10 protein-coding genes and 2 tRNA genes are annotated in these 12,648 nt (G+C 64.0%); 5 read left to right on the forward strand and 7 right to left on the reverse strand.

Annotation, left to right across the window (positions count from 1 at the left end; translation table 11 throughout):
- Positions 1-11 precede the first annotated feature (11 nt).
- From CK228_RS08020 to CK228_RS08040, 5 genes are all read right to left on the reverse strand, one after another.
- Positions 12-1,157: a slipin family protein gene (locus CK228_RS08020; protein WP_179295840.1), complete on the reverse strand. Its 1,146-nt coding sequence runs from the start codon at positions 1,155-1,157 to the stop codon at positions 12-14.
- 361 nt (positions 1,158-1,518) lie between these two features.
- Positions 1,519-1,586 (reverse strand) — tRNA-Asn (locus CK228_RS08025).
- A gap of 1 nt (position 1,587) precedes the next feature.
- A tRNA-OTHER gene (locus CK228_RS08030) sits at positions 1,588-1,661 on the reverse strand.
- Between the two features lie 229 nt (positions 1,662-1,890).
- The gene (locus CK228_RS08035) at positions 1,891-2,439 is read right to left on the reverse strand and encodes a histidine phosphatase family protein (protein WP_095787460.1); all 549 of its coding nucleotides are present in this window, start codon (positions 2,437-2,439) and stop codon (positions 1,891-1,893) included.
- A 99-nt stretch (positions 2,440-2,538) separates the two neighbouring features.
- A complete protein-coding gene (locus CK228_RS08040) occupies positions 2,539-5,559 on the reverse strand; it encodes a caspase domain-containing protein (protein WP_095787461.1) in 3,021 nt (1,006 codons plus the stop codon).
- 112 nt (positions 5,560-5,671) lie between these two features.
- Here CK228_RS08040 and CK228_RS08045 point away from each other — a divergent pair, with 112 nt between their 5' ends.
- From CK228_RS08045 to CK228_RS08055, 3 genes are all read left to right on the forward strand, one after another.
- Complete coding sequence (locus tag CK228_RS08045; RefSeq protein ID WP_095787462.1) at positions 5,672-6,625, forward strand: AEC family transporter; 954 nt, start codon at positions 5,672-5,674, stop codon at positions 6,623-6,625.
- 201 nt (positions 6,626-6,826) lie between these two features.
- Complete coding sequence (locus tag CK228_RS08050) at positions 6,827-8,284, forward strand: NAD-dependent succinate-semialdehyde dehydrogenase (protein ID WP_095787463.1); 1,458 nt, start codon at positions 6,827-6,829, stop codon at positions 8,282-8,284.
- A gap of 90 nt (positions 8,285-8,374) precedes the next feature.
- Positions 8,375-9,397 carry an aldose epimerase family protein gene (locus tag CK228_RS08055; RefSeq protein ID WP_095787464.1) on the forward strand — a complete coding sequence of 341 codons (1,023 nt, stop codon included), beginning with the start codon at positions 8,375-8,377 and terminating at the stop codon, positions 9,395-9,397.
- A 12-nt stretch (positions 9,398-9,409) separates the two neighbouring features.
- Here CK228_RS08055 and CK228_RS08060 read toward each other — a convergent pair whose 3' ends face one another.
- Positions 9,410-10,330 (reverse strand): sugar kinase, encoded by a 921-nt coding sequence (locus tag CK228_RS08060; protein ID WP_095787578.1) that lies wholly within the window; start codon positions 10,328-10,330, stop codon positions 9,410-9,412.
- A gap of 151 nt (positions 10,331-10,481) precedes the next feature.
- On the opposite strand from CK228_RS08060, the gene CK228_RS08065 reads away from it, so the two are divergent.
- Positions 10,482-10,931, forward strand: a complete 450-nt coding sequence (locus CK228_RS08065) for a FixH family protein (RefSeq protein ID WP_095787465.1) — start codon at positions 10,482-10,484, stop codon at positions 10,929-10,931.
- 7 nt (positions 10,932-10,938) lie between these two features.
- Positions 10,939-12,138: a cytochrome-c peroxidase gene (locus CK228_RS08070; RefSeq protein WP_095787466.1), complete on the forward strand. Its 1,200-nt coding sequence runs from the start codon at positions 10,939-10,941 to the stop codon at positions 12,136-12,138.
- Between the two features lie 57 nt (positions 12,139-12,195).
- Here the strand turns inward: CK228_RS08070 and CK228_RS08075 are convergent, their stop codons facing one another.
- Positions 12,196-12,648 (reverse strand): Lrp/AsnC ligand binding domain-containing protein, encoded by a 453-nt coding sequence (locus CK228_RS08075; RefSeq protein WP_064988817.1) that lies wholly within the window; start codon positions 12,646-12,648, stop codon positions 12,196-12,198.

A 12,648-nucleotide genomic window follows, 5' to 3' on the forward strand; every position in this document is an offset into this window, starting at 1 on the left:
ATTACGTCAGGTTAGTTGTTGTCACGGAGCTTGACCAGGTCGTTCAGCAGCCCGCCCGTTCCGTTGTGGACAGTCAGCCGCTCGACCTTGCCGGCGATGGTTTCCAGAGCCTCGAGCTCCTTCAGCCGCAGCATCACCGGGTTCTCCGCCATCACCCTGGCCGTGTTGAGCAGGGAACGCGTGGCGTTCGTCTCCTCGCGGCGGCGGATGACGTTGGCCTCGGCCTGCTTTTCGGCCGAAACCACCTGGTTGAGGATCTCGCGCATCTCGCCCGGCAGGATCACATCCTTGAGGGCGATATCGCTGACCTCGAGGCCGATCTCGGCCATGTCGGCACGGACCTTGGCCGCGGCTTCCTCGTCGACCGTCACCTTCTTTTCAAGAATCTGGTCGAGCGTCAGCGCGCCCAGCGTCTTGCGGAAGGCGTATTGCAGGGCGCGATAAAGGGCCTCGGAGAAGTCCTTCACAGAGCTCACCGCCTTGACCGGGTCGACGACCCGGTATTCGGCGGCGATGTTGACGCGGATCGTCACGCGATCCTTGGTCAGCACTTCCTGCCCGGCGACATCGAGCGACTGGCGCTTGAGGTCGACGACCTTCACCTGCAGCAGGCGTCCGACATTCCAGAAGCCGTGCACGCCCGCGGCTAGCGTCCGGACCAGGACACCATCGACGAACAGCAGGCCGGCCTGGCCATCGACGACCGGATGGACGGACATCAACTCCGCCTTCCGGGCCTGGCCGAGCCGGCGCATGACCGCCGGATCGATGGCCAGATCGGCCGAAGTATCGACCGTCGTCACCGTCCACGGCCCGGCATCGGTCCACAGAACCAGCTTGCGGTCCGGCGCCAGAACGGCATGCAGGTTTCCGTCACGCTCGATGATGGCGACATCCGTGCGCCCGGTGCGAACGACGGTGAAATGACGCGCGGCCACATCCGGGAGCTTGTCGAACAACGCCTTCTCGTACGCCGAAACGAATTCCGGGTTCTTCAGATCGTGCCGTGACACTTCCAGGCTCCCGCGCCGGTTGGCTAGCCAGTGCTCGCCCGGCATCAGGACGGCCTTGATCTCACCCTTGTAGAGGGTGAGGGCACGTTCGTTTTCCCTTACGAGGACGCGCTCGCGTCCAAGAACCTTATCGAGAACAGTCATTGTCTTACTCCTGTCGGGCATGGCCCCATGCGAGGCGTCAACTCATGCGTCGATCTTCCCTTCGTTTCTCGTTTCACATCATCTTCCGGGCACGAATGATCCGGAGACCGGTGGCATCGATCCGTGGCGGGCCTTCGGGAGCGGATCGCGGGGCAGCGAAGCGGGCGTCGGAGGTCGAAGCCTCCCTTGCCGGCGACACTGCGCCTTGATCGTCACCGCGGACCTGGCCGCGAACCGATGGCGTCGGACCTTTCGATACGGCCCTGGCCAGCAGGCTTCGGCTGTTCGTCAGGTCTTCAGCATTCCGGTCTCCGGACCGTTTTTGGATAACACCACCCAAAGGTGTCGGCTTATCAGGCCGTTGGAGAAGGAATCGAACCTTCGACAGTCAGATTAACAATCTGATGCTCTAACCAAACTGAGCTATCCGTGGTGCAGACAGCAGGAATCGAACCTGCGACCTCCGGACCCAAATCCGGCGCTCTTCCGCTGAGCTACGTCCGCGATCCCAATCCCCAAAGCGGCACCGTATACAGCGCGGCAAAGCCGCCTGCACGGGCGGAGACGAAAGCTCCAACCGTTGTGCTCACTTCGGTTTTCGTGACCGGGTGCGCGCCTATAGCCCCTGCGACGGGTTGTCGCAAGCGGCATTGTCGCGGCGAATTTACGGCTTCTTTCGGCGGTGGTATTTCGGCAACACTGTCTGCCGCGCCCGGGATGGAACGCAGTGGCCTCAGAAGGTGACGCGGCCGAGCACGCGCAGACCGTCGCCCTGCGGCTCGACGACCACGGCCTCGCCCTCGCGCGGGGAAACACCGGTCAGCGCCACGATGTCTTCCAAATGGGTGACCATGACCAGATTGTCGGAGCCGGAATAGGCGCGGATTTCCTTCATGATGGCGGCGATCTGTGCTGCCTTCTGCCCGTCGTCGCCCTTCAGGAGATCGAGCGGGGCAAAAAGCTCCGGCTCGGCCTCGAAGGCGATACGCGCGGTGTCGAGACAGCGGCAGTAACGGCTGGACAGCACGCGTTCGATCGGCGCGGCGCGAGCGGCAAACAAGGCGCCGATCTTGCTTGCCTGCTGCTTGCCGCGCGCCGACAGATTGATCTGGGTGGCACAGCTGTCGATGTCGAAATTGGTCGGATCGGTGGTGCCGGTGACCATGGCATGGCGCAGCAGCACCACATGGCCGCCATCGCGCAGCAGCGCCCAGCCGGCATCCGTGGCATGGGCCGCGACGGGAACGACGAGCAGCAACAGGGCCAGGGCAAATCGGATCATCGCAGTCCTTCCAGGAGCCCGACATCGGGTTCCGGTCATTCGCATATAGGGATCGGAACGCCGGCACAAAGACAAGCGGGCGTCGCAGATGTCCCAGCCTCACTTTTTGGCGATTTGCTTTTTCACCAGATCGATCTTCTGGTCGGTAAGCGGGATGGGAATGGTGTAGCCGGCTTCGGTAAAGCCCTGCTTGGCATTCTCGAAGAACGCGATAGCCCTGACATACTCGGCCTTGCCGCCACCATAGCTGGCGCGGTTCCAGTGGATGTCGCCGAGATTGTTCTGCTCAAAGGCCCACTGCATGGGCTGGCTTTCCCTGGTGAAGACCGTCAGCGTCGCCGTGAAGGCCGCCTCGGCCTCGTCGAGATATTTTCCGGTCCGTTCGATATTGCCGAGATTGAGCAGGCTCATGCCGATGCCGTTCTGGGCGTTGGCCCAGTCGACCGGTGCCGTCTCGATGGTCAGCACTTCGAGTGCCGCCCGCCGGGCGGCGATCGAATCCCGCAGGGTTTTGGGATCGGCCTTGCTCATGCTCAGCCAGTGCAGCGTCGAGCCGAGGCCGGCCTGGGCGAGCGCCCATTGCCGCGGGTTGGTCTCGCGCTTGTACTCGCGCAACGCATTGCTGTAGGCGTCGACAGCCTCGCTGTAGTGCTCGGGCTTGTCCGTCACGCCGCCAAGCAGCTGCAGCGTGTTGCCGAGATTGTAGTGGCTCATGGCCCAATCCTGCGGGAATTTCCGCCTGACATAGACCTGCCGGGCTGCCTGGAACGCTGCCACCGACTGTTCGAGCCTGGCCGCGTCGCGGGTCCGCTGGCCAAGCGTCTGGTAGATCGAGCCGAGATTGTTCTGGGCGGACGCCCAGTCCATCGGGAAGCGCTGCCGGGTAAACACCGTCAGCGCATCGTCATAGGCCGCGGCTGCCTCTTCAAGCGTGTCCGTGCCCATGTCGAAGCGGGCAACACCGCTCAGCGCGTTGCCGAGGTTGAGCCGGCTGGTCGCCCACGAGACCGGGAAGGTCTCGCGGGTTCGCACCTTCAGCGCGGCGCGGAAGGCATCGGCCGCTTCGTTGATCTTGGCCTTGTCGTTGAGCTGGATGCCGAGCGTCACCAGCGTGTTGCCGAGATTGTTCTCGACCATCGCCCATTCCACGGGGGCTTTCTCGCGCGTGTATTCCTCGAGCGCCAGCCGGTAGGCGGCTTCCGCGTCCTTCAGGTGCTCGCCGGCTGGTTCGCGTTCGGAAAGCGCATAGAGCGCCAGGCCGAGATTGTTCTGCGAAGCGGCCCAGTCGACCGGCAGCTTGTCGCGCGGGCGCTTTTCCAACGTGGCGCGCATCGCGGCCACTGCCTCGTTTAGACGCTTCGGATCGCTCTCGCGCTCTCCGATCTTCAAGAGGACATTGGCAAGGTTATTCTGCGCGGCCGCCCAGTTGCGATCGTCCTTCTCGCGCTCGAAGACGACGAGCGAAGCGCGGAAGATCTGCGCGGCTTCTTCCAAATGTGCGGTCTCGGTCTCGCGCTCGCCGATGGTCTGCAGCACCACAGCCATGTTGTTGCGGGTGATGGCCCAATCCCTGTTCTGCTCGCCATTGGGAATGAAGTTCAGGATGACGCGATAGGCCTCGATCGCGTGCTGCAATGCATCGAGATCGCCGGTGGCGTAACCGTGGGCGTTGAGAGCCTCGGCTTCCTGGTTCTTGTAGTTCCAGCGCAGCTTGTCGTCCCATTTCTCGACCAGCGAGAAGGCCTTGGCATAGTCGTTGGCGGCGGATTTGTAGTCGAAGACCAGTGCGGCGGCGTCGGCGCGTTTGGCATAGATGGCGGCGTCGGCGATGCGTTTCTGCCTGACCAGTTCTTCGGCCTCGTCGACGGCACCGCTGTTCTGCTCGACCCTGCCGACCGCGTCGTCGAGGAATTTGCGCGCCGTCACCATGGCGCCCTGGCCAATGGCCTTGTCGGCGGAGGCGACCAGCCGCTTGATCTCGGGATCGTCGGTGCGCAGTGCCGCACGCTCGGACATCATCTTCTTCAGGCGCTCGGCTTGCGCGTCGAGCACCTTCTGCAGATCGGTCGGATCCTCGGGGATCTTGTCCGTTCCCAGCGCCCTCAGCACGCCATAGAGCGCGTCGAGCGGCACGCCCTCCTGCAGCGAGGCCAGTTCCACCTGCGCCCGCTTCGGGTCGGGCAGGTCGGAAATGGTCAAGAGCAACTGCCGCCTCTCGCCGGTGATCAGCCCGTCGTCGCCGGTCGGTTCCGGTGGCGCGACGCCGAAATACAGCAGGCGGCGCAGGCTTTCATTGACCCAGGGGCGCTGCTTGGCCTTGGTGTCGAGATAGACTTCCTCCGTCACCATGCGCATGACGGAGCCGAACTCCGTGCCTTTCATCGCCGCGAGGTGGCGCAGCAGGGCGGCGGCATAGGGGCTGTTTTCGCCGGCCGCGCCGTCGAGCGCCGGTCGGCCCGGTTCGGCGGCGAAGCCGACCACCGTGCCCAGGCTCGCATCTTGCGCCGACGCGTTGGCGAGCGCCTTGGCGCCGCGCACCGGTTCCAGCCCGCCGGCGCCGATCGGCTCGGCGGAAGCGGTCGGCGCCCGGCGCACCACGGCGTCCGCCGGAAACGGATTGGTGCGGCAGGCGTCGAGCAGCATGATCGTCACCGGCACGGTCTTCTTCAACTCGTCCATGACGGCGGAAATCGGCACCAACTCCTGGCCCGCGTCCTTGAGCGACGTGACATCGGCATCGACCGGAACCAGATAGTTCTCACCGCCGGCTTCGATGCCGTGGCCGGAGTAATAGATGAAAGCGACGTCGGCGCCTTCGGCGTCCTCGACGAAGCGTTCGAGATCGCGATTCAGCTTGGCGGCATCGCGATCGGTGACGTTGCGGGCGTCGAAGCCGAGGTCGGTCAGCATCTTGGCCATGTCGCGGGCGTCATTGGCCGGGTTGGGCAGGGCGGCGATGTGCAGGTAGTTCGACTGGCCGATGATCAGCGCCACGCCCTTGAGGCTTTTCGCCTCGGCAAATGCAAGCGCCGTCGCGGCAAGACAAAACAGGGCGGCGACGAAAGCTGTCAGCCACATCCGTGCAAGAAGATTGCGTCCTGAGGTTTCGACAAAGGTCATTTGCCGTTCGTGTCCGCCCTGATGCTCCAAACCCTCTATAACGTTGCCAGCATACCATGATCAAATTCGGGCGCGATTGCGCCGCGCGCATGGCTCGCCTATCCCTGAAAAAATGTCTCCGCTTACAGAAACCGTGCTTTTCGTCTTCAGTCTCGTGGCGCTCGGCTATTTCGCCGGGTTGACCGGCTATCTCAGACCGGCGAGCGGCGAGGGGATATCGGATTTCGCGGTCTCGGTGGCGATGCCGCTGCTTCTGTTCCAGACAATGGTGAAGGCCGATTTCCACGGCGTTGCGCCGTGGCCGTTGTGGGGAGCCTATTTCGCGGCGGCGGCGATCACCTGGGCCGCCGGCCATCTCGTCACCACGCGGATCTTCGGGCGCGACGCGCGCGCCGGCGTCGTCGGAGGCGTATCGTCGGCCTATTCCAATGTCGTGCTGCTCGGCGCTCCCTTCATTCTCGGCATCTTCGGCCCGAGCGGCTTCGAGGTGCTGTCGCTGCTGGTCTCCGTGCATCTGCCGGTCATGATGATGGCCTCGATCGTGCTGTTCGAGATGTTCGGCCGAGGCGGTGACGAACATGTGCATCCGCTGCGGGTGCTGCGAAGCTTCCTGCGGCGGCTGTTCATCAATCCGCTGATCATCGGCATCCTGCTTGGCCTGGCATGGCGGCTGAGCGGCGTGCCGCCGCTGCCCAGGCTCGTCATGCGGCTGGTCGATGCGCTGGCCAACACGGCAGGGCCGGTGGCGCTGTTTGCCATGGGGCTCAGCCTGCGCCGCTTCGGCATCTCCGGCAATGTCCGGCCGGCACTGGCGCTTTCGGCGCTGAAACTGTTCCTGATGCCGGCGCTGGTTCTTGCCTTCGTCTGGCTGCTCAGCCTGCCGCCGATGACCGCCAAGGTGGCGGTCGTGGTGGCGGCGCTGCCGTCCGGCATCAACTCCTACCTGATCGCCGTGCAGTTCAACACCGGCCAGGCGCTTGCATCGAACCAGATGACCATCGCCACCGCCTGCGCCGCCGTCACCACGGCTTTCTGGCTGACGATTGTCCTACATGTCTTTGGCTAGGCGATGCGCAAATCCAGGCGAGGCGGTAAAGCTTGCTCTCGTCCCGGGCTGGCCCAACCCCTATATGCCATCTTGCGATTGCTTGCGGGCCTTGCCCTAGGTAAAGAGCAGTGGCTCCGGCGTGCCGGCTTCAAATCATGGCGCACGCTCACCGAAGATTTCACAGACCGGCCCGTCAGTGCGCCGAACGGAGGATAGACCATGCTTCAGAAAACCAGCCATTTCATGCGGCAGGCCAATCTCATCAATGGCGAATGGGTGCAGGCCGATAGTGGCCAGACGGTCGACGTCAACAACCCCGCCACCGGCCTCAAGATCGGCACCGTGCCGAAATCGGGCAAGGCCGAGACCCGCCGCGCCATCGAGGCCGCGGACGCCGCCTTCAAGACCTGGCGCAAGACGACCGCGCTCGAGCGTTCGAAGCTCTTGCGCAAGCTGCATGACGCGATGATGGACAATCAGGACGTGCTGGCCGAGCTCTTGACCATCGAGCAGGGCAAGTCACTGTTCGAATCGAAGGGCGAGATCGGTTCGGCCGCGGCCTACATTCTGTGGTTCGCCGAGGAAGGCCGCCGCACCTATGGCGACGTCGTGCCCTCACCATGGGCCGATCGTCGCATCCTGGTGACCAAGGAACCGGTCGGCGTCATCGCCGCCATCACGCCGTGGAATTTCCCGTCCTCGATGCTGGCCCGCAAGCTCGGTCCCGCGCTCGCTGCCGGCTGCACCGCCGTCGTCAAGCCGGCCTCGCAGACGCCTTATTCGGGTCTTGCCTGGGGCGCGCTTGCCGAGGAAGTCGGCTTCCCCAAGGGCGTCGTCAACATCCTGACCGGCTCGGCCAGCGAGATCGGCGACGAGATCTGCGCCAATCCGCTGGTGTCGAAGATCACTTTCACCGGATCGACCGAAGTCGGCAAGCTCCTCATCCAGAAGTCGTCGGTTACCGTGAAGAAGGTGTCGATGGAGCTTGGCGGCAACGCGCCGTTCATCGTCTTCGACGACGCCGATATCGACCGTGCCGTCGCCGGCGCGATCACCGCCAAATACCGCAATTCCGGCCAGACCTGCGTCTGCACCAACCGCTTCCTCGTCCAGGCCGGCGTCTATGACAAGTTCGTCGAGAAGCTGGCCGCCGCCAGCAACGGGCTGAAGGTCGGTTCCGGCCTCGAGGAAGGCGTGCAGCAGGGGCCGCTGATCGACGAGAAGGCGGTCGAGAAGGTCGAGGAACTGATCGCAGACGCGACCTCGAAGGGCGGCAAGATTGTCGCCGGCGGCAAGCGTCATGCGCTCGGCGGTTCGTTCTTCCAGCCGACGGTGATCGCCAACGCGACGCCCAAGATGCGCTTCATGAAGGAAGAGATTTTTGGGCCGGTCGCTCCGGTGTTCAAGTTCGAGACCGAAGCGGAAGCAATAGCGCTCGCCAACGACACCGAATTCGGCCTTGCCTGCTATTTCTACACCGGCGATCTCGGCCGCGCCTTTCGCGTCATGGAGGGGCTGAAATACGGCATGGTCGGCGTCAATGAAGGCCTGATCACCACGCCGGAGGCGCCGTTCGGCGGTGTCAAGGAATCGGGCCTCGGCAAGGAAGGCGGACATCAGGGCATCGAGGATTACCTCGATACCAAATATGTCTGTATCGGCGGCCTCGGCCTCTGATACCTTGTCCCTGAAGTCGGCGGGCCTGGCCCGCCGCCTTGGGTCGAGAAAACCAGCCGAAATCCTTTGGATCAACTGACGTTTGCGGGCATGGCAATGAAGGACGGCGAGGTTTTCGGCACGACGCAGGCGGGTGAGCCGGTACGCCGCTTCACCATCAGGGGCGGCGGCCTCACCGCCAACGTCATCGGGCTCGGCGCCATCATCCAGGATTTGCGCCTGACAGGCCATGATGCGCCGCTGGTGCTCGGCTACGACACGCTGGAAGCCTATGAGGCCGACAACGCCTTCTTCGGTGCGGTGGTCGGCCGCTATGCCAACCGCATCCGCGACGGCCGCTTCACCATCGGTGGCAACCGCTACCAGACCGAGCAAAACTTCCTCGGCAAGCATACGCTGCATGGCGGCTCACAGGGCTATGCGCATCGGCCGTGGGCGGTTTCGCTGCACGGCAGGGACTTCGTCACGCTGACGCTGCACGATCCCGACGGCGCGATGGGTTTTCCCGGTGCGCTCGACGTCACCTGCACCTACCGGCTGAAGATCCCCGGCACGCTCAGCGTCGAGCTGACGGCGACCTGCGAGGAGCCGACGCTGTGCAATCTCACCCAGCATTCCTATTTCAACCTGGATGATGGCGGCGCCGGTGACATTCTCGACCACAGGATGATGCTGAACGCCGGCGCCTATCTGCCTGTCGACGGCGACATGATCCCGACCGGCGTGGTCAAGCCGGTCGACGGCACGCCCTTCGATTTCCGCCAGGCGCGGCCGCTGCGCATGGAGACCGAGGGCGAGCAGCTCCCCTACGACCAGAATTTCTGCCTTGCCTCGGCACGCGGGCCGTTGCGGCAAGCGGCATGGACGCAAGGGGCGAGCTCCGGCGTCGAGATGGAGGTCTGGACCACCGAGCCAGGCGTTCAGCTCTACACCGGCCAGTATGTGACGCCGCGCAAGGGGTTGGAAGGCCGCGACTACCAGGCTTTTTCCGCCTTCTGCCTGGAGCCGCAAATCTGGCCGGATGCGCCGAACCGGCCGTATTTCCCGCAGGCAACGCTCTGGCCAGGTGCGATTTATCACCACGTGACGGAATACCGTTTCCGCCTTCCATAGGTCTCCAGGCGGCTAGTTTTCGAACGCTGCCCGCAGCGTCTCGAATGGCGCCAGGGCGCCGCGAACCTGGACCACGGCGGCGGCGACGCGATGCGCCCGGCTTGCCGCTTCGCGCGGGCCATGGCCGGCAAGACGCGCCGCGAGGTAGCCGCCATTGAAGGAATCGCCGGCGCCGGTGGTGTCGACGGCGGCCGCGACATGGATCGCCGGCACGTCATGCAATGTTCCGCTCTCGGCGATCAGCGCCGGCTGTTCGCCGTTCTTGACGACGACCTCGCCGACCCATTGCCTGAGCCGCTCGGCGGTCGCCCGCGGCGTTGCATCCTCAAACAGCATCTGTTCATCGGGGAAGGTTGGCAGGGTGATGTCGGTGACGCCGAGTGCCTCGACGATCGCTGCCTGCGCGCTTTCGCGGTTGCGCCAAAGCCGTGGCCGATAATTGGGATCGAAGGCGATCAGCGAGCCAGCGGCGCGTGCCTTAGCGACGGCTTCCAGCAGTGTTTTGCGTGCGGCATCGTCCAGAATTGCCAAAGTGATTCCGGAAAAGTACACAAGCGCCTGATTTTCAAGATTTTTCGACAGTGCGGCGGGATCCGAGGCAAGCTGCCGGGCGGCGGCGTCGCCGCGCCAGTAGGTGAAGGAGCGCTCGGCACCTGTCAGGGTGATCGCATAGAGGCCGGGCCGCGCGCCCGGTATTATCGGACTGGAACCGATGCCGATGCCGTTTTCGGCGAAGAAGCCTATCTGGCCTTGCGAAAAGGGGTCGTCGCCGAAGGCCGAGACATAGGTCGCCGGCCGGTCCTTGCTCAACGCGTGCAGCGCCCATAGCGTGTTGAACGTGTCGCCGGCAAAACCCATGCGCCAGTTCGGCCCGGTCTGGCCCGACAGTTCGAGCATGCATTCGCCGATCGAGGCGACGCCGTTTCCCGCCATCTGCAATCCTCCATTGATTTCGGTGCTGTAGCTTTTTGCCGGCGGCAGCGCCATGCTTGGCAAGCAGGCTTTTTTGCGCCACAGCGTTTTCCCACAGGCTGGCGGGACGCGATCCACCCGGCCGAGCGTTATCCGCAGAAGAGGAACCGGTTTGGCATCGATATGGCGTTATCTTTTGGCGGGTCTTGGTCTGGCTGCTCTGCTGGTCGGCGTGCTCGCGGTCGTCTATCTAACGGCGCCGCAAAGCGCGCAGCTTGCTGGCCCGGATCTCTCGCGGACGAAGAAAACCGACAACGGGCTTTACATGGCGAGCTTCGTACCGGAACGGGGCGTGGTGCGGCAGGGCGAACTGGAATCCTGGCTGCTGACGCTGAAAACAAAGACCGGGGCTTCGGTGGAGCGAGCTGCGATCGCCATCTCCGGCGGCATGCCGCAACACAATCACGGCCTGCCGACCAGCCCGCAGGTGACCGACTATCTCGGCGATGGCCGTTACCGCATCGAGGGGCTGAAATTCACCATGAGTGGCTGGTGGCAAGTTCGGTTCGCCATCTCGTCCGGCGCCGGCTCAGATACGGTGCTGTTCAACGTGGTGCTGTGAGCGATCGATGAAGCGCCTTTTCTGCTTTCTGGCGCTGATGGTTGCCGTCATCCTCGTGGGCTGCGGCAAGCCGGATTTTTCCGACGCTGAGAGGAAAACCATCGCCTCGCTGGCTCTGAACACGCTGCCGTCGCTGAAACCCGACACCACCAATCGCTTCGCCGACGTGCCGGCCGCCGCGGCCCTTGGCTCGACGCTGTTCTTCGATCTGGGCATGAGCCGCGATGGCACGGTGTCATGCTCGACCTGCCACAAGATCGACCGCCAGTTCCAGGACGACCTGCCGCAAGCCCTGGGCGTCGGCCGCACCAACCGGCGCACCATGCCGCTGGCCGGCGTGGCGCGCGATCCCTGGTTCTTCTGGGACGGCCGCCGCGACAGCCTGTGGGCGCAAGCGCTGACGCCGCTGGAAAATCCGCTGGAGCAAGCAGGAAACCGTACTGCCTACGCGCACTACATCAAGGCACGCTTCGGCGAGCGCTATGAGCGCATTTTCGGGCCGTTGCCCGATTTTGCCGGCATTCCGTTGAATGCGAGCCCGCTTGGCAACGATGCCGAAAGGGCTGCCTGGAACGTGATGAGCGATGCGCAGCGCGACGCCATCAACCGCGTCTTTGCCAATATCGGCAAGGCGATCGCGGCCTTCGAACGCTCGATCGAGCCGGCGCAGACGCGCTTCGACCGGTTTGCCCTGGACCTTGCCACCGGCGCCGAACCTAAGGGCGATGCCGTCTTTACGCGGGAAGAAATCCTTGGGCTGAAACTGTTCATCGGCAAGGCCAATTGCGTGACCTGCCACAATGGCCCGCGCTTCACCGACAACGGTTTTCACAACACCGGCGTGCCGCCCGTCGCGGACCTGCCGCCGGATCGCGGCCGGGTCGACGCGGTTGCACAGGTCGAGGCCGATCCGTTCAACTGTTTCGGCGCCTACCGTGACGGCGACGTCAGCGCCTGCAGCGAGCTGCGCTTCATGGTCAAGGATGCGCCGGAACTGGTGCGCGCCTACAAGACGCCGTCGCTGCGCGGCGCGGCCACGCGGCCGCCCTATATGCATGCCGGGCAGTTTTCGTCGCTCGACGAGGTGGTGGCGCATTACGCCAAGGCGGCGGCGAGCGTGAGGGGGACAACCGAGATCCATCCGCTGCAGCTGTCGGACCGCGAACGCGCGGCGCTGGTGGCGTTTTTGAAGACGCTGTCGGAGTAAGCTGTTGTTTGACCATGATCTTGTCCGAAAACCGGCATCCACTTTTCGGGATCATGGTCAGCGATCCTTCACCGTCTCCATCGCCACGAAGGTCGAGGTCTGGGCGACGTGGGGGAGCGCCGAGATGCGTTCACCCAATACGCGGCGGTAGGCGGCGATGTCCCGGGTGCGGACCTTCAGCAGGTAATCGAAGCTCGACGCCATCATGTGGCACTGCTCGATCTCCGGCACCGCCTGCACCGAGCGATTGAAAGCGTCGAGCGCGGCGGAACGGGTATCGGACAATTTCACCTGGACGAAGGCGACATGGCCTTCGCCCATGCGCTCACGGTCGATGATCGCCTGGTAGCCCCTGATGTAGCCGTCCTTCTCCAGCCGCTTGACCCGCGCCTGCACCGGTGTCTTGGAGAGACCGACCTTGGCCGCGAGTTCCGACATGGAAAGGCGGCCATTGCTGGCCAGCGCCGACAGGATGTTGCGGTCGATGCGGTCCAATTGGTCTTCTGTCAT

The sequence above is a fragment of the Mesorhizobium sp. WSM4312 genome, from assembly GCF_002294875.1.
Taxonomy (GTDB): domain Bacteria; phylum Pseudomonadota; class Alphaproteobacteria; order Rhizobiales; family Rhizobiaceae; genus Mesorhizobium.

Coding starts and splice junctions, on each gene's coding strand:
- CK228_RS08020 (WP_179295840.1), bottom strand. CDS start 1,157: ATGACTGTTCTCGATAAGGTTCTTGGACGCGAGCGCGTCCTCGTAAGG.
- CK228_RS08035 (WP_095787460.1), bottom strand. CDS start 2,439: ATGATCCGATTTGCCCTGGCCCTGTTGCTGCTCGTCGTTCCCGTCGCG.
- CK228_RS08040 (WP_095787461.1), bottom strand. CDS start 5,559: ATGACCTTTGTCGAAACCTCAGGACGCAATCTTCTTGCACGGATGTGG.
- CK228_RS08045 (WP_095787462.1), top strand. CDS start 5,672: ATGTCTCCGCTTACAGAAACCGTGCTTTTCGTCTTCAGTCTCGTGGCG.
- CK228_RS08050 (WP_095787463.1), top strand. CDS start 6,827: ATGCTTCAGAAAACCAGCCATTTCATGCGGCAGGCCAATCTCATCAAT.
- CK228_RS08055 (WP_095787464.1), top strand. CDS start 8,375: ATGGCAATGAAGGACGGCGAGGTTTTCGGCACGACGCAGGCGGGTGAG.
- CK228_RS08060 (WP_095787578.1), bottom strand. CDS start 10,330: ATGGCGGGAAACGGCGTCGCCTCGATCGGCGAATGCATGCTCGAACTG.
- CK228_RS08070 (WP_095787466.1), top strand. CDS start 10,939: ATGAAGCGCCTTTTCTGCTTTCTGGCGCTGATGGTTGCCGTCATCCTC.
- CK228_RS08075 (WP_064988817.1), bottom strand. CDS start 12,648: ATGACAGAAGACCAATTGGACCGCATCGACCGCAACATCCTGTCGGCG.